This is a genomic window from Polyangium sp. y55x31, assembly GCF_029946505.1.
Taxonomy (GTDB): Bacteria; Myxococcota_A; Polyangia; order Polyangiales; family Polyangiaceae; genus Polyangium.
On sequence record NZ_JARZHG010000036.1, the window covers coordinates 29,226 to 54,099 of the forward strand.

Below are 24,874 nucleotides of genomic sequence, written 5' to 3' on the forward strand. Positions count from 1 at the left end.
GTCACCTCCGCCGCACGAGGCTCCCCTTCTGCCCGGCTTCGAGCGTCCCCTCGCCGACGAGGAACAGCTCCGTGGGGCCCTTGCCCCAGATGCCCTGAATCCCCGCGGCGCCGTGGGGCCAGTTGAGCTCGTCTTTCCAGGTCTTGCCGCCGTCCGTCGTGTGCTGGAACTGCTGGTTGCGGCCGACCACGTAGAGGTCACCCCTGCCCACCACGCGAATGCCGAGGAGCTCGTCGCCGTCGAAGCTCCCGATCGATTTCCAGCTCGCCGCGCGGTCGTTCGATTCGTACACCGTGCCCTTCGCGCTCACCGCGTACAGGTAATCGACGCTCGCCCCGTCGATCTGCCTGAGCGGCGAGTCGAGCGAGTCCACCGGCAGCTTCGCCCAGAGGTGCCCGCCGATCTTCGATTGCAGCACGATCGGCGCGCCGTCCTTGCTCGCCTGGCCCACGACGTAAATGTCGTCCGCGCCCGAGCCCCATACGTCGTAGAGCGTGCCGACCACGCCGCTGTTGTCCTTCGTCCACGTCTTTCCGCCGTCCGTCGTGTTCAGGATGTTTCCATCGCCGCCCACGACGTAGACGTCATCGCGGCCGCTCCCCCAGACCGCCATGAAAAAGGTGCCCGTGATCGGGACCTTTTGCGGCGACCACGTGATGCCGCCGTCCGTCGAGTGCATGATCGCATTGCCGCCCACGACGTAGATGTCGTCCGGTCCGCTGCCCCAGACGCAACGCAGCCACGCGTCCTTCGGCGAGGCCTGACGCGTCCAGTTGATGCCGGCGTCCTCGCTGCGCAGGATCGTGCCGCTGCCGCCGACGGCGATCACGAGCTTGTCGAGGCCCCAGATGCCGCTCAGCGTATCGACGTAGTTGCCGCGCTGTCCCACCCACGCCGACGCCGGCGCGTCGGGGAGGGTGAGCGTCAGGGGGCCGAGCGCGGGGCCGTCGTCCTCGGGCTCCGTGGCCTCGGTTTTCGTATTCGTTGCCTGCTTCGGCTTGGTCTGCGTTTGCTGACCGCCGCACGCAGAGGCGAGGAGGACGACCGCGAGCCCCGCGTGCGGGACGGAACGAAGAAATCGAGTGACTCGGCGCAGCATGAAGGTGGGGGTAGGGTAGGGCATGGTGGGCGAGGGCGTAAAGGTTCGTGCGCGTGACAGGGCGATGTCGCCCCGATGGTGATAAGGTTTTGCTGGGAGCCGGAGGCCGCTCGAGGGCGGCTCGCGCGCATCACGAACCGATGACAGCCTGGGGACAGGGAGAACAACCGGCGCCGAAAGCACCGGCGATCCGCGGCGAAGTGGCGTGGGACTTCCTCCGCGACCGCCTCGACAACGTGATCGGATTCTGGGTCGGCTTCGTGTTCTCCCCCGTGCCGGTGGAGATACGCACCCTGCGGCAGCGGGTCGAGCGGCACGTGACGGCCGAGAATCACGTGATGGTGACGCTCGTGCCGAGCACACCCGAAGAGCTGCTCGGCCTGCCCACGCGTCTGCTCGAAGATCGCAGCCTCGCGAACGCGTCGCTCGTGTGGATCGAGGCGCTGCACGCCGAGGCGCCCGGCGCGCCCGAGACACCGTGGACGCGCGCCTGGGAGCAGACCGTGATCGAGATCGAAGCGCTCTTCGAGGAGCTGCGCGGCGTCCTGCTCGGAGGCATCGTGCTCGCCGCGCCGCCGGGCGTCGTCGACCCCGTGTCGAAGGCCGCGCCGGATCTCTGGCAGGTGAAGGCGCTGTCGTTCCTGATCACGCCGCGCAATGCAGGCCCGGTTCGTTCGAGCACGCCGCCGCCGGTGCGCGGGTCGCGACCGTCGACGAGCTCGATGCGCGCCGCGTCGGTCGATCCGGACGACCTCGTGGCGATCTCGCAGAACCCGGAGCGGCTCAAGGCCTGGCAAGCGGAGAACTCGGCGCGCGCGTCGACGCCCCCGGCAGCGCCGTTCGCGCCCGCCTCGATGGGCTCGCGGCCGACGCCGCCGCCTCCGCCGCCGCGACCCGAGGTGATCCGCGCGCATGCGCTCGTCGACGCGGCCGAAGGGTTCTTGCGGCAAGGTCGGCTGCAGGACGCGAAGGACGCGGCCGACGAGGCGGCGACGCTGCTCCGCGTTCGAGGTGATGCGCTCGACGAGGCGCGTGTCTTCGCGGTGCTCGCGGAGATCGCGACGGAGAACGAGGATCTGTCGCGCGCGGCGGTGCACGCGCAAAAGGCGATCGCGATGTACGGCGCGCGGATGCCAGGGCAGGTGCCGCCGGCCTGGTATTGCCTGGCGGCGCGGATCGCGCGGGAGCGGCGCGAGCACGTGGCGGCGTCGCGCTTCGAGGAGCTCGCGCTCGGGGCGATCCGCGCGATGCGGCAAGGCGACGAGGGGCAGGATGCGCTGCTCGAGCTCTCGGATGCGCTCGAGCGGATCGGCGACGCGCGGCTCGCCGCGAACAAGCCGGCAGACGCGACCGTGGCGTTCTCGGAGTGTCTCTTGCTGCGGCGTCGGGTCCTCTCGACGATGGGCGAAGGGCCGGAGGCGCTCGGCGAGGTGTCGTATTCGCTGAAGCGGCTCGCGGACGCGTGTGTGCACGCGAGCGACGTCATCGGCGCGGTGGCGGCGTATCGCGAGGCGGTGGCGATCGATCGGAAGCTCTACGCTGCGAGCGGGAAGAACGCGGAGGTGCGTTACCAGCTCGCGGACTCGCTCTGGCGGCTCGGGGATGCGCTCACGACGAGCGGCGAGGCGTCCGACGGCGCGGCGGTGAGCGAGGAGGCGACGCTGCTGCTCGCGGGCGCGGAGCCGCCTTCGGGGCCGCCCTCGCGGATCTTCGGCCCGGGCTCGCGGAGGGGGCAGCGCCCGGGGCGCTCGTGGTAGTCTCCGCGCCCCGACCATGATTTCCCTGAACGCCGAGTGGACCCGACTCCTCCACAAATACCAGGACGATCACCGCGATCCGCGCAACCAGGCTTGCCACAAGATCGGCATCCCCCTCATCGCGATGAGCTTCCCCGTGGGCGCGACGCTCGTCGGCCTGCCGCTCGCGGGGGCGATGTTCACCGTGGGCTGGGGTTTCCAGTTCGTGGGGCACGCGTTCGAAGGGAAAAAACCTTCGTTCGTGGACGACAAGCGGAGCCTGGTCATCGGACTTCTCTGGTGCATGGAGAAGTACGGCCTTCGCGTGTACGAAGAATCGCCGGCCGCCTAGCAGCCTGCGCGTGACCTCGCCGCGCGTGCCAAGCGCGCGTGGATGAGGCAGCATGGAGCCCGCCGATGCGCCTTTCCTCCGCCCGCCTCGGGCTCGTCTCCGCGGCGCTCCTCGTCGCCGCTTGTGTTGGTTCGACGCCCGTCGTGCCGCAGACGCCGCTGTCCGCCAAACTCGCGGAGTCGTTCGTCGAGGCGCTCGACGCCGAGGCGATCAACCCGCTCGCGTCGTCGGAGTATCTCGACGCGATCCATCGGGCCATCGCGAACGCGGGTGATCCCGAGGCGCTCGCCACGGTCGTCGCGTCGCTCGACGCGCTCGTGTTCCGGGAGGTCGATGCGCTCGGGTTGCCCGGAGAACAGGCCGTCGCGTATCGCTCGCGGGACGGGATCCCCGCGGTCGTGGACGGGCTACGCGCGGCGTGGACCGAGGCCGGGGAGCGGCTCGCGCGAGGCGACGAACCGGGTGCGCTCCCGGTGATGCGCGGGATGCTGGCGACGGCGCTGCACGAGCTCGCGATGTACGTGGGGCAAGAGCAGGCCGCGATGGTGTGGGGCGAGCGGCGCGGATGCGCGCGGGAAGCGGCCCTCATCGCGCCGCTCGACTTCGCCGCGTTGCGTGGCCTCGCCGAGCCCTCGCAGGTCGCGCCGACGGGCGCGTTTGGCGCGACGTACCCGGGCGCGCGGCCGTTCTTCGCCGAGGTGACGCCGCACGTGGTGCGCGCGGACGCGTGCGGGCTCGACGTGAACGCGACGTTCTCGCTGCCGGGCGTGCGTGCGCTCGTGGTCGATATCGAGAACCCGCGCGCGCAGAAGGTGTTTTTGTCGCTCTCGTCGACGTCGGCGGCGGTCGTGGACGTCGCGGGGACACGCGTGCTTCGTCGCGGCTTCGAGGCCGGCGACGGGGCCGTGACGCGGCTCGGGCGGATCGACCTGCCGGCGGGGCGCGCGCGTGTGGTCGTGCGGGTCGGTCAGATGAGCGACGGGGAGCAGATCGAGCTCGACGTGTGGGGCGACGATGGCCTGCCCTTGCCGCTGCGCGCGCCGAGCGCGGGGGACGTCGCGACGGTGAGCAAGACCGGAGCCGCGACGCCGATCGAGGTCACGTGGGGGAGGCCCGGCGGGACGACGCTCGCGCTCACGACGGCCGCGCTGCTCGGGCTCGGCGAGGCGCGCGAGGCCGAGCATCTCCTCGAAGACCGAGGTTTGCCGGGGACGAGCAGCCCGCGCCTGTTTTTGCTGGCCGCGCGCGCGACGGCGAAGGCCGACGATCTGCCGGATTCGAAGCAGATCGAGCGGCTGCGCGCCTACACGGAGAAGACGCTCGCGGGGTGGCCGAAGGCCTGGGAGGCGCTCGTGACGCGCGCGGCGCTGACGGAGCGGAGGCGCGTGGTCGAGGGGCTCGCGGACGCGCTCGGCGAGCTCGGCGTGCATCCGCCGGCGCCGGGGCAAGCCGCGGACAAACCCGCCGCCGAGAAGGCCGTGACGGATCCGATGACGCTCACGTACGTGGCGGCGGCGGCGAAGCGTGGGCAGATGCTCGACGTCGCGGAGGAGACGTATCGCGCGCTGGAGACGGCCGTGCCGGGATCGCCGCTGCTCGCGCGGATCGATACGTATCTGCACGGGCGGGTCGGCGCGGATGCGGTGAAGGCCGCGTGTACGGGAGGGACGAGCCGCGCGGATCTCGCGTGCATGTACGCGCATCAGCAGCGCGGGGACACGCGAGCCGCGCTGGAGGAGCTCGGTCGTGTGCGGCGCCTGCGCTCGGCGCCGGATGCGTTCCGCGATTCGGAGGTCGGGCTTCACGTGCTCGCGGGAGATCTCGACGCGGCGATCGCGGCCTACGATGCGACGCCGCCGGCGCGGAGGCGTTTGCTCGACGCGCTCGGCTTCGCCGCCGGGAAGAATCGCTCCGACCTCGTGCGTCCGCGCCTCGAACGGGATCAACGCGTGGCGACCGACGCTCCGTACGCGATCCCGATCCTGCGCCGGATCCTCGCGCTCGAACCGGATCAAGCGCGTGACCTGGAGGCCGAAGGCGCGCGCCTCGTTTCGGCGGATCGCGCGGCGAACGTGATGCCGGGCGCGGGCACCGCGGTGCTGCGGCACGTCGAGCGATACGCCGTGGATGCGGGCGGCGTGCTCCGGTACCTCGTCTACGATCTGCGGCGCGTGTCGGGCACGACGGACGTCGCGGAGGGCGCGGTCTCGTACGGCCCCGCGATCGAGGCGAACGCCGCGCAGCGCTTGCTCCGGCGCCGGATCCACAAGCGCGACGGCCGCGTGGTCGAGCCCGATCAGGTCGCGATGGCCGCGCAGAGCCACAGCGATCTTTCGGAGCTCGAAAAGGGCGACTACGTCGAGCAGATCCTCGAAGGGTTCGTGGTGCCGGACGCGGGCGGGCAGATCGTGGTGGACGGGCCCGACCTCCTGCCGGCCCGCACCGGCGTGCGCGAGGCCGAGATCGAGCTGCGCCGCCCGGCCTCGCTCGCGCTCGGCCTCTGGTCGCATCCCTTGCTCGGCAAGCCCCAGGTGCGCACGGACAAGGGCGACGAGATCCGCGTCTGGCGCATCGAGAACAAGGAGCCGCGTCGCATCGAGGACGGCGTTCCGCGGCTCGAACAGTCGGTGACGATCAGCTTCGGCACGCAGACCTGGGCGAACCTCGGGCGCTTGCTCGACGATCACGTCCGCGCGCTCGAAGACAAGGATCCGTACGTCGCGCGGTTCGCCCGTGAAGCCGCCGGAACCGTCACGGCGCCGTCGCGCGCGCTCGTCGAGCGCGTGGTCACGGCCGTGGGCAAACGCGTGAAGGTGCCCGGCGGCGGCGAGCTCTCGGACGTGTCGGCGATGTACGGCACGGGCCCGCAGCAGACGACGGCGCGCACGGTGCTCGAGCTCGGTCAGGGCAGCCGCGCGCTCGTCGTGTGGCGCGCGCTGCGCGAGCTCGGCGTGGACGCGCGCCTCGCGATCGCCGAGACCGAGCCGTTCAGCGGCGCGGCGGATTTCCCGCCGCACGTGGGTCGTTTCCGGTATCCGCTCGTCGTCGCGCGTTTGCCCGAGGGGGAGCTCTGGATCGACGCGGACGTCGATGGCCCGCCCTTGCCTCCGGGCCGCGTGAGCCCGGAGCTTCGCGGCAGGAACGCGATCCTGCCCGACGGCAGCCTCGTCACGGTGCAGGGCGACGCGAGCGAGAAGGGCGACGAGATCGAGATCCGGCTCGCGCTCGATCCGTCGGGCGTCGCGCGTGGCACGTTCTCGATCGCGCTGCACGGGCGTGAGGCGCAGTCGCTCGCGGACTCGCTCGATACGGTCGTGGGCACGGATCGGCGCGAGATGCTGCGCAACGTGGTGCTCACGTGGGTGCCGTGGGCCGACGTCGAGGACGTCGAGCTCGGATCGAGCGAGGGATCGTGGGAGGTCTCGGTGCGCGCGAAGATCGCGATCTTCGGCTACTCGCAGCCCGAGACCCGCGACGGCAAGACGTGGCTGCTCCCGGGCCTCGAACCGATGCACCTCGCGCGAGGTTTTTCGAGCACGCTCGCCTCGTTCTACGCGTCGCGCGCGGGCCGCGAGAGTGCTCTCACGATCGACAGGCCGCTCCAGTACCGCGTGCGTCGCCGCATCGAGTTGCCCAAGGGCGCGACGATCGCGCGCGCGCCCGCGTCCGTGAAGGTCGCGCACGACGGCTTCTCCGCGTCCCGCGAGGGCACGTACAAGGAGGGCGTGATCGAGGAGTCGTTCTTGCTCGATCTGCCGACGGGCACGGTGTCGGCGAACGATTACGAAGGCTTCGTCGAGCGCGTGCGCGCCGTGGACGACGGGTTCATGGCCGGCACGCGCGTGAAGGTGGCGCCCTGAGCTTGCGTACCATGCGTCCCCAGCCGCCCGAGTCGGTGCGTGCACCGGTGGGCATGCTCTTCGACGTGCCGCTCGCGCCTCGGACCACGCTCGGCGTCGGCGGACCGGCCGCGCGTTACGTCGAGGCGCGCACCGAGGAGGCCGTGCACGAGACGCTCGCCTGGGCGCGCCGCCAGCGCCTCGACGTCACCGTGCTCGGCGGCGGCTCGAACGTGCTCGTCGCGGATCGCGGCGTCGACGGGCTCGTTTTGCGGGTCGCGGTCTCCGGCTACAACCACGCGATCGAAGGTGATCGCGTCACGCTGAGCGCAGGCGCGGGCGAGCCGTGGGACGCGCTCGTCGCGATGACCGTCGAGCAAGGCTGGGCCGGGCTCGAATGCCTCTCGGGCATCCCGGGCGACGTGGGCGCGGCGCCGATCCAGAACATCGGCGCGTACGGTCAGGAAGCGGGCGACGTGATCACGTTCGTCTACGGGATCGATCGGCGCAGCGGCGCGACCGTGGGCATCGATCGGCTCGGCTGCCGCTTCGGCTATCGCGACAGCGTGTTCAAGCGCCGGGCGAGCGGCAGGTTCGTGATCGTCGGCGTGACGTTTTCCCTTCAGCGCGGCGGCTCGGCGGCCGTGCGGTACGCCGAGCTCGATCGGTATTTGCGCGACACCGGCGCCGGGCCTTCGCCCTCGCTCGCCGAGGTACGCAAGGCCGTGCTGGAGTTGCGTCGTCGCAAGTCGATGCTCGTCGAGGCGGGCGACGAGAACGCGCGCAGCGCCGGTTCGTTTTTCGTGAACCCGACGCTCGACGAGGAGGCCTTCGCCGAAGCCCGCGCGCGCATCGAGGCCGCGAACGTGCTCGAGCCCGGCGAGAACCTTCCGCAGTTCGCCGCGGGCCCGGGTCGCGTAAAACTCCCCGCTGCGTGGCTCATCGAGCGTGCCGGATTCAAGAAGGGCACGGTTGACGGCCCGGTCGGTCTGTCCACGCGCCACGCCCTCGCGATCGTCAACCGCGGCGGCGCGACCGCCGAGGACATCCTCCGCTTCGCGCGGCGCATCCGCGACGGCGTGCTCGCGCGTTTCGGCGTGCGGCTCGTTCCCGAGCCCGTGATGCTCGGCTTCCGGCCTGAAGAGGTCGAAGACCTCGTGGGGCACCCAACGACCTGATTTTACGGCGTGTTCTGCCGCCGCGAATGCGGCTACGCGCTACGCTGTCGCCGTGGTCGAAACCCTGGACGAAGGCAAGGCTCCGGACGAGGCGCGCGACGAGGTCTCCGCCGACGAGGAGCACGCGGATCGACGCACCTTCCGTAGCCTCCGGCCGCCGAAGCCGCTCGACGAGGACAAGCTCGACGAACTCGCAGCGTCCATCGCGACGATGCCCGAGCCCGTCGCGACGCTCGCGGTCGGCGTGGAGATCGCGCGGGCCGAGGGGGACGCGACCGGCGTGCGCAAGCGCCTCTTCGAGCTCGGGATCGGCATCGTTCGGTACGGCTTCTCCCTCGGCCTCGCCGCGCTCGTGGCGAAGCTCGGCGGCGCGGCGGCGCCAAGGCCTTTGGCCGAAGCGCTCGCGCGGGCGGCGCGGATTTCGGACGGGATGTGGTGCGAGCTCACGCGCACCGTCGGCAACGCGCTCAAGCCCTACGACCCGGCGCTCGCGCAGATGCTCGCGTTCACCTCGCAGCGCCCGCTGACCGAGCTCGTTTCGGCTCGTAACGACTTCATCCATCGTGGCGGCTCCGGCGACAACGCGCTGGAGAAGCTGATGGCGCTTCTCGAAAATACCGAGGCGCTCCTGTCGCTGTCGCTCCGGTGCGTGGTGTCGCTCGATCCGCCGATGTACGAGGCGCGCATGGGCACGCCGCTCCGGGGTGGCGTTTGGCGCAAGACGAAGGGCGCGGTGCCCGCGGGCGTCGAGGCAGGCGTCGCGTACGTGGTGCGCGAGGACGGGACGTGGATGCCCGTCTCGCCGTACCTGCCGCTCGTCGACAAGCGGCTGCTCTTCGCGGATGGCCCGCACGCGCCGGGCAAGCCGTGGCGCTGCACCGATCCGGAGATCGGCGAGCACCGCGAGCACCAGCCGATCGATCGCGCCGTTCGCAAGCTCGTGGGCGAGGACAAGAACGCGCCGCAGGAGCTCACGGACAGGCCACGCCTCGTCGGTCGGGACGCGGCCGTGAAGGTGCTCGAGCGCGCCGCGGAGGAGGCGGCCGCGGGCAGCGTGCGCGTCGCGCTCGTGACGGGATCGTTCGGCGTGGGAAGGACGCGCGTCGCGGACGAGATCGTCGCGGCGGCCGCGGCGTACGGCTTCGGGCGCGTGATCGACGCGCGTTGCTCGGTCGAACGCCGGACGCCGCTCCGCGCGATCCGCACCGCGATCGAGGGCGTGAAGGGGCTCGGCCGCATGCGCGACGCGATCGAGCGCGCGCTCTCGGTCGAGGCCGCGATGACGCGCGCCGCGCTGGATGCGTCGATCGAGGCGATCGAGGAGGCGCTCGTGGAGGCGAGCCTCGAAGAGCCCACGGTGCTCGACATGGACGACGCGCAGTGGGCGGACGAGCACACGCACGGGCTCTTGCGCATGCTGACGGATCGAGCGATCCGCAAGGGACGCGGGCGCCTCTTCGTGATCGTGACCGTGCGGGACGAGCCGAACCCGAGCGTCGCGCTGCGGCGCTTCGTGGCCCGCGTCGAGCAGGGCATCGGCACGGGGACGACGCGCGTCATGCTCGACGCGCTCTCGTCGAAGGACGCCTCCTTCCTCGTGCAGAACGTCGCGCCGATCGCGAAGGACATCGAGCGTGTCGTGGTCGAAGGCGCGGGCGGCGTGCCGTTTTTCCTCGTGCAGCCCTTGCTCGTGTGGAACGAGACCGGCGCGCTCGTGTGGCGCGACGCCGCGTGGCGACCGCGCGACGAATCGATCCTGCGCGCCTCGGTGCCGGGCGTGCGTGACCTCTTGCGCGCGCGCCTCGACTCGTTCTTCGATCCGGGCTCGGACGGCGAGCGGGCCGCGCAACACGTGCTCGCGTGCGTCGCTCTCTACGGCTCGGGTTTGCCCGTGGAGCAGCTCGTCGCGGCGGTGGAGGCCGCGGGGACGAACGCCAGGAGCGTGGAGCAGGCGCTCGAATTGCTCGTCGAGTCGGGTCTGCTGATCGTGCGCGGCGAGCGGCAGGAGCACGGGTTCGGCCAGGAGATCGTGCGGCAGGCGGCGCTCGAAGACGTGCGGCAGAAGCCGTGGTTCCGGCGTGTCCACCGGAGCCTGCTCGAAGCCGTGGGGCGGAGCGATGTCGCCGAGGAGAACGCGGCGTTTCTCGCGGCCGGTCACGAGTCGCTCGGCGAGCGCGAGGAGGCCGCGCGCTGGTATGGCAAGGCCGTCGCGAAGGCGCTCGCGGGCGGCGAGTTCGAACGGGCGATGGAGCTCGCCGAAAAACTCGCGCAGGTGACGAAGGGCGCCGAGCGCGCGCGCGCCGAGCTTCATGGGGTCGACGCGCTCTTCCGCGCGGGGCGCGCGGCCGAGGCGAAAGATCGACTGGCGAGGATCCACCTCGACAGCGTCACGGACATGGACGTTCGCCTCGAAGCCCGCGTGCTCACGCTCGCGCTCGCCGCGACGCTCCGGCATCTACCGTCCGATCACGACCCCTCACTCGTCGCGGACGCCGACGCGCACGGAGAACTCTTGCTCCGCATCGAGACACGGCTCGCAGCGGCGCGGCTCGTGCGAGGTCGACGCGGGCTCGTGCTGGCCGAGGAGGCGATCACGCTCGCGGCGGAGAGCCCGCTGGAGCTTCGGTACCGGGCGCTCGCGATGCGCCTGGAGCTGATCATCGAGGTCGACCCGAGTGATCAGGCGCGGCTCTCCCGCGCTACGGAGCTCGTGCGCGCCGCCGCGCGGGAGCTCGGCTCTCCGTGGGCCGAGCTCGACGCGGACAACTACCTCGCGATCGCGCAGTCGAACGGGGGCCATTTCAGCGCGGCGATTCCGCTCTTCGAGAGCATCGTCGAGCGCGCGAAGCGGTTCAAATTCGCGACGCTCGAGCGCGAGGTCCTCGTGAACACGGCGACGACGTATCTGCGCTCGGGCGACCCTGCGCGCGCGGCCGCTGCTGCTGCGCTCGCGGCCGACGCAGCCCGATCGGCGGGGAACGCCGATCTGCTCATGGGTTCACAGTCCGTACGCGCGGACGCGCTCACGCAGGTCGGTGATTTGACGGCTGCCAAGGCGGCCGCCGACGAGGCCATCGAGATCGCGATGAGCGGCGGGCAAGATTATTACGCTGCCGTCACGTTGCTTCGTCGCGCCGAGATCCGCTCTCGGCTCGGTGATCCGCGCGCTGTGGAAGACGCGGAGCACGCGCGAAAGCGCGCGGAGGGTGTCGGTGACGTCGACCTCGTCACGCGCGCCGAGGTCTGGTCGGCGTTGCACCATGCGCGGAGCGGGGCGGAAGGTGGCATCACGTTGCTTGCGGAGCTCGCGCGCTCCGTCGAGGCGAGGCAGGCCCCTCTGCGCGCTCCGACCAAGCGGATCCTCGACGAAGCGTGGCGGCTCGTGCGCTCCGCGCGCCCCTCATGAGCGCCGTGTGACGCCTTCTACTCGATGATCACGCCGCCCCGCGTCCGCGTGCGCTCGATGATCACACCGCCCCGCGTCTTCGGCGCCGGCAGCCGCGAGAACTTCTCCGCCGCGTCCTTGTAGGCCGCGCCCTCGCCCGTGTGCTGGAACGAGAACACCTTCATGAGGAGCCCGTCTCCGGGCTCCGTCCGCGCCATGAGCGACGGAGGCTTGCTCCCTGGCTTGAGCCCCGACGCGCCGCCGAGGTCGAGCTCGAGCCCACGGATGCGTGGGCACCTTTCGAGCCCGACGTCGCGGCACTTCGCGTCCTTCTTCGCGCCTGCACCCTCGACCGGCAGGTGCTTCATCCCGTCGAGGAGCTTGTCGTCCTTGATGCGCGTGATCTTGCCGTCCCGCACGCGCGCGAGCGCCTCGTCGAGGTCTCGCAGCGGCGTGCGCGACGCGGCGATGTAGATGTCCTCGAAGCCGAGGTCCTTCTCGTTCAAACGGAATCGCAGGTCCCCGTTCGGGATGCGTGACTCGCCCTCGAGCGGGTTCTTCGTGCCGATCCGCTCGTCCGGGAAGAGCACCGTGAGGCCGCTGCTCGCGTTGTTCTGGAAGATGTAGACGTACGCCCGCGGCTTGACCTCGACCTTGAAGAACACGCGTGCGTTCGTCGGCAGCGGTTCGTCCGGCTTCACGGTGCGTGTCCCGCCGCCCGCGCTCTCCGGCAGCTCCGCCTCCATCGACAGCGTGAGCGTCAGCTCTTCCTTGCGCTCCGCCTCCGGCACCGTGTGCTGGTAGAGCGCGTCGAGCGCGGCTTGCCGCTCTTCCTCGGAAGACGCCTGTTTCACCGCCGCGACCAGCGAACCGACGGGGCTCAGGAGCTTGAGGAGCGCCTTCTTTTCCTCGTCGTACTTCGCCTTGTCGATCGCGCACGCGTTGTAGTCGCGGCAGAGGCGCGTGTGCGCCGCGACGAACTTCTCGGTCTCCGCCGAGATGCGACGGATCGCCACATCCTCGAACGTCGCCTTCTCCGAGGCGAGGTTCAGGACACCGATGTCGCCCTCGGGGATCTCGCTCGAGCAATCGATGGAGGGACGCACCTCCTCACCACACGAGACGCTGCTGGGGCTCTTCGCCACGCACGACGCGCCGGTGAGGGCGATGCCAGCCACGGCGAGCGCACCGAGGCCGAGGTGCACGAAGCTTCGGCGTTGGGACATGGCTGCCGAGGGTACGGGGAAGGGCCCGCGTTTGCGAGCCCAGCCCGTCAGTTGATCGTGAAGGACTTGGTGACGCTGACGGGCGCGCCGTCGAAGGGCGGGACGCGCGCGCCGCGGAAGACGCCGGCCACGCAGCCGCCGACCGAGGTGCCCGCGAAGGGCGGGCCTTGCACCTGCGCCGAGGTCACGTTGCCGCTCGGCGCGAACGTCACCTTGACCTTGCCGGTGCCCGTCGGGCCGTCCGGCGTCTTGCAGCTCTTCGCCGCGCCGGCCGCCGAGCCGAGCGCCGACGAAGCTGCGCCGCGGTTGAACTCCTTGCCGCCCTCCGCAGGCGGGGGCTCCGCCGTGGGCGCGGCCGTCGTCGTGGGCGCGGCCGTCGTCGCCGTGGGTGCGGCCGTGTTGTTGGGCTTCGGGCCCGTGCCCCCTGCGACCGGGCCGCCGCCGGTCGATCCGGCCTTCGTCGTATCCGTGGCCGCGGGCGCAGCGCTGGTCGCCGGCGTGGGCGCCGTCGCGACCGTGTCCGTGGGCGCGGCCGTGGGCGTCGTGGGCGCGGCGGACGCCGTGGGGGTCGCGCTCGTCGTCGTGTTCTCGGTCGTCGTCGTGTTCTGCGGCTGGTTGCGCAGGAGGAAGAACGCGGCCGCGCCTGCGACGATGACGCCGAGCGCGATGCCGATGACGAGGCCCGCCGAGCTCTTCTTCTGCTCGGGCACCTGCACCATCACGACCTGCGGCACCTGCGTACCGGTCAGCGGGATCTGCGTGCCCGTGAGCGGCATCTGCGTGCCCGTCATCATGCCAGGCATCGAAGCCATCATCGGCTGCGGAGGCGGCTCCACGACGGGCGCCATGAGCGGAGGCGGCGCGAGCATCGGCCCGCCGAGGCCGCCGCCGCCGAGGTTCATGATGTCGTCGAGGCCGCCGCGGCCGTCCTTCTTCTTCGGCTCGTCCTTCGTGGTGGCGGCCTTCTCGGCCGCGGTGAGCGCCGAGAGCGAGAAGAGCACCGAGTTCTCGTTGCGCTCGCCGACCGCGTTGCCCTTCGGCCCTGCGGGCGGCACCGAGGCGCGCGCCGGCTCCGGCTCGCCCTTCGACGAACCGAAGAGATCCTGACGACCGCCCGTCTTGCGCGCCGCCGCCTGGTTGCGTGCGGCGGGCGCGGCGCCTGCGCCTTCGGGCATCATCAGCGTCGCGTTCATGTCGTCCGCGGGCGGCGGTGCGGCTGCGGCGACTCCGCTGCTGCGACCCACGGCCGCCATGAGCTCGGCGACCTGCGACACCGGCAGCCAGTCCGACATGCCGTCCTTCCAGACGTACGTGTCGTTCGTGACCGTGCCCGACGCGTACGCGGCTGCGATCGCGGCGGTCGACATCGTGCGTTGATCGTCGTCGCCGACGTTCACCGTCCACTCGTCACCGCCGCCGCCGCCTGGCGCGGCTGCGTTCGGATCACCCGAGAAGACGCGGGTCGCCCCGTCGTCGTCGTCTTCGTAGTGGCCCCCCTGGCCTTGTGCGTCGGACGCGGCTTCGTTCGCGTTGACCACGATGGCCGATCCGCACTTCTTGCACTTGATCTTGACGGTCTTACCGACGACTTTTTCGTCGGCGATCGTGTACTTCGCCTGGCACGACTGACACGTAATCTTCATGGGGAAAGCTGCCCTTCCGGGTCTCGCGCACGTGCACGAACGATCGTCTTGCTCTCTCGCCGAGGACCTCGGGTCCGGTCGTTACCGGCCTCTCCGTACGCCGTCACAAAGCATAACGGTTTCGCACGAGCGCGATCAAGCTACCTACAGGTGCTCGTCCGACGTGCGAGGCAGCCACCCGGATCTACCGACGGGACGTCAGCGGTTCAGCGGCACGAGCGTCGTGCCGTCTGCCCCACAGAACTGCGCCTCCGCGCCGTAGCGCTCCCCGCACGTCGGGCAGACCTTCCCGGACGGCGCCGCGGCGCGTGTGGGGGCGGATCGTGCCGGGGCTTGGGCCTTCGGCGCCTCTGCCTCGGCCTCTGTTTCGGCCTTGGCTTCCGCTTCTGCCTGCGCTTCCTCGTTCAGCACGGCTTCCGTCTCCGGGTCCGGCTCCGCGGGCCTCCGCCCGCGCCGCATCAGCACGAGGCCTGCGAAGCCGAGGGCGAAGGCGAGGCCGATCACGATCGCGACGAACGTCTGCTTGCGTTCTCGGCCGACGTCGTCCGCGACCCCCTTGGCCCCTCCCACGGCGCCCGTGGCGATGACGGCCACCGCGCCCTCCTCGGATCCCTGCGGGTCGAGCGTGCCTGCCGAGAGGAGCGCGTCGTACTTCGTCGGGCTCGTGATCTCCACGGCGACGGGCACGCCCTTGCCGGACACCGTCGCCACGAGCTCGACCCGCCCCTCCTCGGCGCCCTCTGCCACCGTGACGGTCCCGCTCCCGTCGACGGTCACCTTCGCCGCGAAGGGCCCGGGCGTCACCGCCCACGTCGGCCTGACGAAGGCAAGGCAGCCTTTGCTGTCCGTGACCACCGTTCGGAAGGAAAAACGATCCCCCGGCCGCAGCGTCTTTTTCGCCGGGTACACCTCGAGGCGGGCCGGATCTCCCGCCACCTTGCACTCTTTCGGCGGCTCCTTGGGCGCGGGCGCCGCGGCGCTCGCGGCGGCGCTCGGAGGCGGGCTCGCGGGGGGGCTGGAGGGAGCGGCGCTCGCGGAGGCGCTCGCCGATGCGCTCGGAGCCGCATCTTCGCCGTCACGCTTCGCGAGCCCGAACGATCGCGACCGGCTCGCCGTCGCCGTGCACGTCGCGCCTTCCACCGTGACCTTGTGCTCCGACGTCTCTTGCATCGTGATCGACGTGTCCGTCGCCGACACCGTCGTCGTCACGGTGATGCGCTCCTTCTCGTTCGAGAGGCTGCACCGCGTCCGCCAGAACCGCCCCCCGCCCGACTGCGAGTGGCTCACGCGCCCGAGCCCCGGCGCTTGCTCCCAGCACTCGGCCGTGCTCCAGGCGCGCCCCGCGCCCACGATCGACAGCTCTCCGCCTTGCTCGCGGATCTGCACCGATCCGCCGCCTCCGCCTTGACCCTTCGGCTTCGGCCCGCACGCGTCCACCCAGCCGTCGAAAGACCAGCTCTCCGATACGGAGCTTGCCGACCAGGACCCGCTCAGCGTGGGTTTGCCCTGGGCGCTCGCGTTCGCTGCGTAGGCCACCGTCCCGGTGAGCACGAGGGCCGCGAGCGAGCGACGTGCGAAAGATCGAGGGCGGCGCACGGCCGGGCACGGTAGCAGATCGATGCGGAACGTGGACGGAGAGGTCCGCGTGATCCTTGCGATCCTTTTGCAGTCGTATTGCGCTGATGATACGAGTTTTTCAGGTTTCCGCGAAAATCGCGCTGCACGATCCGCCTGACGAGGACCGAGTCATGACGACCCTTGGCTTTCTCACCGGACTGCGTCGCCGCCCTGTCGCGACGCTCGTGGCGCTCTCCGCGCTCCTCACCCACGCCGCGCCCGCGACCGCGCAGAACTCGGACCGCATCCCCGCGTCGAACGGCGAGGGCGCCGACCTGCACCTCTTCCGGCCCGCCGTCGACTCGCGTGGCTTCTTCTCGGTCAACGGCGCGAGCGTCTTGCCCGGCAACGCCATCAGCTTCGGCCTCGTCCTCGACTACGGCAGAAACCTCCTCGAGCTCGCCCCCGGCCACGGCACCGACTACCTCGTCGACCACGCCTTGCAGGGCACGTTGAGCTTCAACTACGGCATCGCCGATCGGCTCGTCCTCGGCCTCTCCGCGCCCGTCGTCCTCAACTACGGCACGAGCGTCACGGACATCGGCCCCGGCGCCGCGGGCAACTACGCCGACGATGGCCTCACCGCGCAGGCCCTCGGCCACATCGCCGTGCACGGAAAGCTCCGCCTGCTCTCGCCCGACGGCCCCATCGGCCTCGCCTTGCTCGTCCAGGGCGGCTACGGCATCGGCGGGCAACGCAACTTCGGCGCGGATCCCGGCTTCTTCTACTGGCCCCAGCTCATCGTCGAGAAGCAGTTCGGCAAGACGAACGTCGTGCGCCTCGGCCTGAACGCGGGCTACCGCGGCCACACCGGGACAAACCCCACCTTCGGCCTCGATCAGGCCGGCCTCGCGCAGCTCAAATCGGGCGTCTTCCAGTATGCGAACCTCGGCACCGGCGGCTTCGCGGCGAGCGTGCGCATCGGCGACAAGTTCGACCTCACGGCCGAGACCTACGCGAGTTACCTCCTCGGCGGCGACTCCGACGCGAAGCAACGCCTGAGCGCCGAGGTCCTCGGCGGCTTCAAGGTCTTCATCCAGAAAAACTCCTACCTCTCGCTCGCGGCCGGCGTCGGCTACCTGCCCGGCTTCCAGTCTGCCTCGCAGCGCGGCATGCTCGCGTTCGTCTTCGAGCCCTTCGAGGAGGACCGAGACAAGGACGGCATCCCCGACGACGTCGACCAGTGCCCCGACGAACCCGAGGACAAGGACGGCGACGAGGACACCGACGGCTGTCCCGAGCAGGATCCGGTCGACGAGCCCGTGCAGGTTCGCAGCGGCGATCGCGACGGCGACGGCATCCTCGACGCCGAGGACGGTTGTCCGGACAACCCCGAGGACAAGGACGGCTTCGAGGACACGGACGGCTGCCCCGAGGAGGACAACGACAAGGACGGCATCCCCGACGTGAAGGACCAGTGCATCAACACGCCGGAGGACAAGGACAACTTCAAGGACGACGACGGTTGCCCGGAGGAAGACAACGACGCGGACGGGATCCTCGACGGCGTGGACAAGTGCCCGGACGAACCCGAGACGTACAACGGCAAGGACGACGAAGACGGCTGCCCCGACAAGGGCAGCGTCATCGTGCAGGACAACAACGTCCTCATCCTGGAGAAGATCCTCTTCAAGACGGGCAGCGCCGAGATCCTCGCGCAGTCGTTCCCGATCGTGGACGCGGTCGCCGCCACGCTGAAGGGCAACCCGAGCTTGAAGCTGCTCGAAGTGCAGGGCCACGCCGACGTGCGCGGCATCGAGATCGCCAACGTGAAGCTCACGCAGGCCCGCGCCGAGTCCGTGGTGAAGGCGCTCATCGAGCGCGGCGTCGACGCGAGCCGCCTGCGCGCCGTGGGCTACGGCCCGTTCTGCCCCGTCGATCCGGCGAACAACGCCGTCGCGTGGGAGAAGAACCGACGCGTCGAGTTCAAGATCGTCCGGACCGACGCGGGTCCGACGGGCGTCGAGCTCGGCTGCGAGAAGGCGCGATCGAAGGGCATCACCTCGCCGGCGCCCTGAAGCATTCTCCGGAAAATCGAAATCGGGACCGAAGCGCGGTTCTGCGCTCCCCGACGGCGCCTCGTATTGGCGGGATCGAGCCGACTGCAATGCGCTTCATCTTCAGCCGCTCGACGCCGTCTTGATCTATCGTCGTCTCATGTCGAAGCCGCGCGCGTTTCTTCCGCTCGTGTTTGCCCTGTCCGCGCTCCTCGCGGGGTGCATCGGCGAGAACGAGGACGTCGTCTTCGTCGAGCCGAGCATCGTCGCGCCGACCGCCGACGTCGAGGGCGGCGTGCTCGGCGCCACCGTGACCGGCTCGTTCACGCTGAAGCTCGTGCTCGGTCCACGCGCGAGTGGTCCGAGCAGCGTGCAGCTCGGCACGCTCGCGATCACCGACGCGCCGAACCAGCAGTCCGTCGTGTCCGGCTTGTCGCTCATCTCCCCGAAGCCGTTCCCCGTGACCGTGCAGCCGGACAGCGAGGTCACGCTCGACTTCTTCTTCGACCTCGGGGACAAGACGATCTCCGACGAGACGAAGAACGCGCTCTGCTTGCCCGCGGGCGTCCGGATCGCGGGGACCCTCCAGGACAGCCTCGACGTCGGCGCCACGACCGTCGCCTCCGACGTGTTCAAGCCGACCGGCTGCATGTAGAGCCGCAGGAAGAAGACAAGCCGGGCTTTCGCGCGCTACATTTGCGGCCGCGAGGTTCGCGATCGATGGCACACGACGACGCACGCGCGCTCGAATCGGACGAGAAGCGCTTCACGAACGGCGGCGGTGGAGAGAGCCTGGGGCTCGATGACGAGGGCTTGCGCGCGCTGCGCGTTGCGGTCGCCGCTTGGCGTATCGGCCCCGTCGCCGAGGCCGAGCGCAAGGTCAAGCCGCGCCTGCAAAAGTTCACCACCTGGAGCGGCCTCGAGGTCCTCGACGTCGCCACGCCGGTCGACAAACGCATCCACTACAAGGCCGACCTCGGCCTGCCCGGCGAGTACCCGTTCACGCGCGGCGTCCAGCCGACGATGTACCGCGGCAAGCTCTGGACGATGCGCATGTTCGCGGGCTTCGGCACGCCCGAGCAGACGAACCAGCGCTTCAAGTACCTGCTCGCCGAGGGCCAGACGGGCCTGTCGACCGCCTTCGATTTCCCGACCTTGATGGGGTACGACTCCGACTCGCCCCGCTCGCTCGGCGAGGTCGGCATGTGCGGCGTCGCGGTCGACACGCTGCGCGACATGGAGGTCCTCTTCGACGGGATCCCGCTCGACAAGGTCACGACCTCGATGACCATCAACGGTCCGGCCGTCGTGCTGCTCGCCTTCTACATCGCGCTCGCCGACAAGCGAGGCATCCCGCGCGACAAGATCGGCGGCACGGTACAGAACGACTGCCTGAAGGAGTTCATCGCGCAGCACGCGTGGGTCGTCGGGCCGCGGCCGGCGATGCGCATCGTGACGGACATGATCGAGTTCTGCGCGCGCGAGGTGCCGCGCTGGAACACGGTCTCGATCAGCGGCTACCACATCCGCGAGGCCGGGGCGACGGCCGCCCAGGAGCTCGCCTTCACGATCGCGGACGGCCTCGCGTACGTGGAGAGCGGCATCGCGCGTGGGCTCGACGTGGACGACTTCGCGCCGCGCCTCTCCTTCTTCTTCGACGTGCACAACGATTTCTTCGAGGAGATCGCGAAGTTCCGCGCGGCGCGTCGCATGTGGGCGCGCTTCATGCGCGAGCGCTACGGCGCGCGCAAGGCCGAGAGCTTGAAGCTCCGCACGCACGCGCAGACGGCCGGCGTCTCGCTCACGGCGCAGCAGCCGTACAACAACGTCGTGCGCGTCGCGCTGCAGGCGCTCGCGGCCGTCCTCGGGGGCACGCAATCGCTGCACACGAACTCGCTCGACGAGACGTACGCGCTGCCCACGGAAGAGTCGGTCACGATCGCGCTCCGCACGCAGCAGATCATCGCGGAGGAGAGCGGCGTCGCGAACACGATCGACCCGCTCGGCGGCAGCTATCACGTGGAATGGATGACCGACAAGCTCGAGGCCGAGGCGCTCGACTACATCCGCCGCATCGACGAGATGGGCGGCATGGTCGCGGCCGTGGAGAAGGGCTATCCGCAGCGCGAGATCGCGGCCTCGGCCTACCGCTTCCAGCGCGAGGTGGAGGACGAGCAGCGCGTGATCGTCGGCGTGAACAAGTACGTCGCGTCGGAGGAGAAGAACATCCCGCTCCTCAAGATCGACGAGGCGGTGCAGCGCACGCAATGCGAGAACCTCGCCAAGGTGAAGGCGAGCCGCGACGCGAACGCCGTGCGCGAGGCGCTCGCGGCGGTGCGCGAGGCGGCGCGTGGCACGTCGAACCTGATGCCCCCGATCATCGCCGCCGCGAAGGCCTACTGCACCGAGCAGGAGATTTGCGACGTCCTGCGCGAGGTCATGGGCACGCACTCCGATCCCGCCGAGTTCTGACGCCCCGAACCGGCAAGATCCCACCAGACAGAAAAGGCTTGCCTTGGGCGAGCGTTCCTACGTAAACTAGGAACACTGCCGGCCTGTCGTCCCTTCGAATTGGGCGATGGAGTCATCGTCGATTCAGAGCCGCACGACGTACGGAGCCCCACGTGGAAGCTTCTCTTGGTCGGTTTTTGGCCGATATGGCCCTCGATCCGTCCCGTTTGGCCGCGTTCCTCGAGGATCCCGAGGAGCTCATGAAGAAGGTCAACCTCGGCGAGGAAGAGCGCCTGGTCGTTCAGAGCGCGAACCCCGCGTTGTTTTCGGACTGGCTTTGCACGGAGCGTGGCGGGCCCGCCTCGGCGCCGTGGAACTGTCCGATGCTCGCCATGTTTTGAGTCGCGCCGCCCGGGTGTGCCCCTCGCTCCTCGCGAGGGGCCTTCGGGTCCGAGATCGCATCCAGCCCGGCTACACGTGAGCCGGCGCGGGCTGCCGCCTGTCCAAAATTTGCCGCGTAGCATGTTCTTAGCGATTGCGCCCGCAGCGGGGTAGCATGACGCCATGCGCCTGCGCCCGGGCGATACCTTCGACCGGTACGTGATCGAAGCGCTCCTCGGCGAGGGGGGCATGGGCGAGGTGTATCAAGCGCGCGACATCCGCCTCCAACGTCGCGTCGCGCTCAAGGTCCTGCGCAAAGATGCCGCCGCCGATCCCGAGGGCTGGCAACGCGCCCTCGTCCGCATGCTGCGCGAGGCCCGCGCCGCCGCGGCGCTGAACCACCCGAACACGGTCGCCATCTACGACATCGGCGAGGCCGAGGGCCTGCCCTACCTCGCGATGGAGCTCATCGACGGCCTGTCGCTCCGGCGCTTGATCGGCGGCGGCGCCTCGATCCCCACGCGGCTCGGGTGGCTGCTCGACGTGGCGCGCGCCCTGTCCGCCGCGCATCGCGCCGGCCTCGTCCACCGCGACGTGAAGCCGGAAAACGTGATGCTGCGCGAGGACGGCGCCATCAAGGTCCTCGACTTCGGCATCGCGCGGCGCGTGCACCTCGACGCCGACGAGGCCGTCGCTTCCACGCGGCGCGGCGCGGATCTGAGCAAGGTCGGGTCGATGCGCGGCGCCGACACGGTCACGAGCGAAGGCGTGATGGTCGGCACCCCGGCGTACATGGCGCCCGAGCAGCTCACGGGGGATCCGGTCGACGCGCGGACGGATCAATTCGGGTGGGGCGTGCTCGCGTACGAGCTCATCACGGGCCGCGTGCCGTTCGGCGCCGACCTCGAAGGCATCAAGCTGCTCTCGGCCATCCTCCAGGACGAGCCGCCGTCGCTCGAAGGCCTCGTGCCGGCGGTGATCGAGCGCGTCCTCAAGCGCACGGTCGCGAAGCGCAAGGTCGACCGATTCTCCTCGATGGACCTCGTGGTCGACGCGCTCGCGCCTTACGTCGCGTCCGAGAACGCGGGCGGCCTGCACGATGTCTTGATCCCGGGGCCGGATTCCACGCAGCCGGAGACCTTGGCCCCCGAGGACGTGGCGCCGAACGCGCGTGTGCTGCCCGCCCGGAAGACGCTGCCCAGCATCCCGATCGTGGCGAAGTCGGAGTCCGCGCCGCCGCCTGCGCGAAATGCGCTGCCGACGCACACGATGCGCTCGCCGGACATCGACAAGCCCGGGCGGAGCACGGCGCCGCCCCCGCCCGTCGTGCGCGTGGAGATGCCGGGGAACGCGGGGAAAACGACGACGGCGGTGACCACGCTCGAATCGCCCGCCATGCAGACGACGCCCCCGCCGAAGCTCGGGCGTCGATTGCCACGCTGGGCCGTGCTGGGCCTCGGCGCGATCTGGGTCGTGGCCGCGGCGGTGTGGGGGACGCTCTGGTATCGGAAGAACATCACGCCCCCACCGGTGGCCATGGCCGCGCCCGCGCCCGCGGCCACGCCGATCACGGATTTGCCCATTTCGGGATCGTCGAACCCCGAGGCGATCGCGGCCTTTCGGGAGGGTTTGCAGGCCTTGCGGGACGCGTCCTGGGAGGTCGCGCACGGGGCCTTCGAGCGCGCGGCCAAGGCCGACAACGGGTTTGGCGCGGCATATCTGCGCCTGGCGTTGATCGAGCGATTCCGCGCGAATACCGCCGGGACGCGGGTGGCCTTTCAGCGCGCCGTGCAGCTCCGCGGCACGCTGACGGAGCGCGACCAGGTCCTGCTCGACGCCCTCGAGCCGCTCTTGCAGCGGGATCCTCCGGACGTGGCGGAGACGGTCAAGCGCGTCGAGGTGGCCTCGCGGCGATACCCGGGCGACGCCGAGCTCGTCTCCCTGCAAATGGACATCCAGACACGCGCGGACCCCTCGAAGCTCCTCGCGCTCGCGGACCGCTGCATCGAGCTCGATCCCAGGTACGCCGATTGCTGGCAGGTGCGGTCCTATTCGCTCTTCCGGATCGCGAGGGAAGAGGACGCGCTCGCGGCTCTCGATCGATGCGTCGAGCTCGTGCCGGCGTCCGTGGATTGCTTGCTCGAGCGGATCCGCGCGCGCAAGTACCTCGGCCAATGTGGATTGCTCGAATCGGACGTGCGGCGCTGGATCACGAAGGATCCGAGCTCGGCGATCGCGCACAACGAGCTCGCCGTGGCCCTCTACGCCGGAGGGCAGCCGCCCCCGGCCGTGAATGCCGCCGTCGAGCAAGCGGCGAAGAGGTTCCGGGATCAAGGACGGATCGAGCAGGCCGGCCGGCTGCGAATTCATCACGCCCTGGTCTTCGGCGATTTCGAGGCCGCCGAGCGGCTCGCCCGCGATCTGGAGAAGGACATCGCGGGCGAATCGCTGGAGGAAAAACACGTCGTCCCGGCGCTCGCGCTCGTCCAGCTTTACGAGGAGCTCGGGCAGGAGAAACGGGCCGCCGAGGTCGCGGATCGATTCCTCGCGCAACGCTCGGCGTGGACGAGGCCGGTCGTTCAGCTCACGTGGTGGGATTCGACGATGGCCTTCCTCGGGGCGAAGCGGCGGGGAGGAGCGCTCGACGCCGCGGGATACACCGTGGCGCGCGAGGCGTGGGCGAACGGCTGGGTCGACGGGACGGGCGATACGAAGCAGGCGGCCGTCTGGTTCATCGGATACGCGGCGCCCGCCCGGAGCGAGGCCGAGGCGCGGGAGGCCCTCGCGGTGCAGCCCCCGCTGCAGCCTGCGGCATTCTACACGCAAATGGCGCCCAAGGTGGAGATGTGGCTCGGCGGCCTTCATAGCATGGCCGGTGATCCGGAGCGCGCCCTGCCGCACCTCGAGATCGCAGCTCGCTCCTGTACGGCCCTCGACGAGCCGATCCAGCATACCGTCGCGACCTTCCGCCTCGGGCTCGTGCGGGAGCAAAGGAACGACAAACCCGGCGCGTGCACCGCGTACCGCACCGTCCTCGGGCGCTGGGGCCGGGCAAAAGGCTCGGTCACGGCCCAGGCGGCCGCTGCTCGGGCGAAAGCATTGAAATGCGGCGAATGATGCGCTCGGCGCGCGGCATTCGCGAGCATGGGAGGCATCGCGCAGGATGATCAAAGAAAAGGGTTCGCTCGCCGTCGTGGGCACCGGCATCAGGACGGTCGGTCAGCTCACCGGTGATACCATTGCCAGGCTGAAGACGGCGAGCAAAGTGTTTTATCTCGTCGCCGACATCGTGGGCGAGCAGGTGATCAAGCAAATTCAGCCCGCCGCGGAGTCGCTCGGCCGTTTTTATCGGCTGGGTCGCTCGCGAAAAGAGGCGTACGACGCCATGGTCGAGCGGATCCTCAGCGCCGTTCGCGACGGCCATCGGACCTGCTGCGCGGCGTATGGCCATCCCGGCGTATTCGCGTTTCCGACGCACGAGGCCGTCCGCAGGGCCCGCGCCGAGGGGTACGAGGCCATCATGCTGCCCGCCGTATCGGCCGAGGATTGCCTGTTCGCCGACCTCGGCGTCGACCCCGCGAATCCGGGCTGCCTGAGCCACGAGGCCACGCGGTTCGTCCTGTACAAGAAGCCCGTCGATCCCACGTCCGCGCTGATCCTGTGGCAGGTCGGCAACTTCGGCGACCCGACCTACCAGCCCCAGGGCAACCGCGGCAAATGGATTCACGTGCTCGTCGACCGCCTGCTCGAGCATTACCCCGAGAATCACGAGGTCACGCTTTACGAGGCCGCGGTCTTCATCAATTGCCCCGCGCGTATCGAGCGCCTCCCGCTCGGCAAGCTCGTCGAGGCCGAGCTCACGCCCGCGACCACGCTCTATGTACCCCCGGCCCGGCGCGACGAGCTCGACGACGACACGTGCGGCGCGCTCAGCATCAGATCCGAGCACCTGAAGCGCTGAATCGCGCCC

The 24,874-nt window shown here is 70.2% G+C and carries 15 protein-coding genes; 11 read left to right on the top strand and 4 right to left on the bottom strand.

The genetic code is table 11. From position 1 onward, the window contains the following. Position 1 precedes the first annotated feature (1 nt). A complete protein-coding gene (locus tag QHF84_RS39515; protein WP_281318736.1) occupies positions 2-1,099 on the bottom strand; it encodes a hypothetical protein in 1,098 nt (365 codons plus the stop codon). 140 nt (positions 1,100-1,239) lie between these two features. Between QHF84_RS39515 and QHF84_RS39520 the strand changes: the two genes are divergently transcribed. The 5 genes from QHF84_RS39520 to QHF84_RS39540 all read left to right on the top strand — a co-directional run bounded on the left by QHF84_RS39520 (position 1,240) and on the right by QHF84_RS39540 (position 11,610). Continuing rightward, entirely contained in the window at positions 1,240-2,856 is a 1,617-nt protein-coding gene (locus QHF84_RS39520; protein ID WP_281318737.1) for a hypothetical protein, read from the top strand. A 16-nt stretch (positions 2,857-2,872) separates the two neighbouring features. After that, the gene (locus QHF84_RS39525; protein ID WP_281318738.1) at positions 2,873-3,187 is read left to right on the top strand and encodes a DUF962 domain-containing protein; all 315 of its coding nucleotides are present in this window, start codon (positions 2,873-2,875) and stop codon (positions 3,185-3,187) included. Positions 3,188-3,252: 65 nt separating this feature from the next. Then, entirely contained in the window at positions 3,253-7,047 is a 3,795-nt protein-coding gene (locus tag QHF84_RS39530; protein ID WP_281318739.1) for a hypothetical protein, read from the top strand. 11 nt (positions 7,048-7,058) lie between these two features. Beyond that, positions 7,059-8,204, top strand: coding sequence for a UDP-N-acetylmuramate dehydrogenase (locus tag QHF84_RS39535; protein WP_281318740.1), 1,146 nt, complete (start codon positions 7,059-7,061; stop codon positions 8,202-8,204). Between the two features lie 52 nt (positions 8,205-8,256). Beyond that, positions 8,257-11,610, top strand: a complete 3,354-nt coding sequence (locus QHF84_RS39540; protein ID WP_281318741.1) for an AAA family ATPase — start codon at positions 8,257-8,259, stop codon at positions 11,608-11,610. A 17-nt stretch (positions 11,611-11,627) separates the two neighbouring features. On the opposite strand, the gene QHF84_RS39545 is transcribed toward QHF84_RS39540, so the two are convergent. From QHF84_RS39545 to QHF84_RS39555, 3 genes are all read right to left on the bottom strand, one after another. Beyond that, positions 11,628-12,815 carry a DUF4384 domain-containing protein gene (locus QHF84_RS39545; RefSeq protein WP_281318742.1) on the bottom strand — a complete coding sequence of 396 codons (1,188 nt, stop codon included), beginning with the start codon at positions 12,813-12,815 and terminating at the stop codon, positions 11,628-11,630. Positions 12,816-12,862: 47 nt separating this feature from the next. Continuing rightward, positions 12,863-14,458 carry a zinc-ribbon domain-containing protein gene (locus QHF84_RS39550; RefSeq protein ID WP_281318743.1) on the bottom strand — a complete coding sequence of 532 codons (1,596 nt, stop codon included), beginning with the start codon at positions 14,456-14,458 and terminating at the stop codon, positions 12,863-12,865. A 198-nt stretch (positions 14,459-14,656) separates the two neighbouring features. Next, the gene (locus QHF84_RS39555; protein ID WP_281318744.1) at positions 14,657-16,054 is read right to left on the bottom strand and encodes a hypothetical protein; all 1,398 of its coding nucleotides are present in this window, start codon (positions 16,052-16,054) and stop codon (positions 14,657-14,659) included. Between the two features lie 152 nt (positions 16,055-16,206). On the opposite strand from QHF84_RS39555, the gene QHF84_RS39560 reads away from it, so the two are divergent. The 6 genes from QHF84_RS39560 (at position 16,207) to QHF84_RS39585 (ending at position 24,865) form a co-directional block, all read left to right on the top strand. After that, positions 16,207-18,093, top strand: a complete 1,887-nt coding sequence (locus QHF84_RS39560) for an OmpA family protein (RefSeq protein WP_281318745.1) — start codon at positions 16,207-16,209, stop codon at positions 18,091-18,093. 139 nt (positions 18,094-18,232) lie between these two features. Further along, the gene (locus QHF84_RS39565; RefSeq protein ID WP_281318746.1) at positions 18,233-18,727 is read left to right on the top strand and encodes a hypothetical protein; all 495 of its coding nucleotides are present in this window, start codon (positions 18,233-18,235) and stop codon (positions 18,725-18,727) included. A 65-nt stretch (positions 18,728-18,792) separates the two neighbouring features. After that, on the top strand, positions 18,793-20,544 hold the full coding sequence (locus QHF84_RS39570; RefSeq protein ID WP_281318747.1) for a methylmalonyl-CoA mutase family protein: 1,752 nt from the start codon (positions 18,793-18,795) through the stop codon (positions 20,542-20,544). A 152-nt stretch (positions 20,545-20,696) separates the two neighbouring features. Continuing rightward, positions 20,697-20,924: a hypothetical protein gene (locus QHF84_RS39575; RefSeq protein WP_281318748.1), complete on the top strand. Its 228-nt coding sequence runs from the start codon at positions 20,697-20,699 to the stop codon at positions 20,922-20,924. A 163-nt stretch (positions 20,925-21,087) separates the two neighbouring features. Beyond that, positions 21,088-24,021, top strand: a complete 2,934-nt coding sequence (locus QHF84_RS39580; RefSeq protein ID WP_281318749.1) for a serine/threonine-protein kinase — start codon at positions 21,088-21,090, stop codon at positions 24,019-24,021. Between the two features lie 46 nt (positions 24,022-24,067). After that, entirely contained in the window at positions 24,068-24,865 is a 798-nt protein-coding gene (locus tag QHF84_RS39585) for an SAM-dependent methyltransferase (RefSeq protein WP_281318750.1), read from the top strand. Positions 24,866-24,874: the final 9 nt, after the last annotated feature.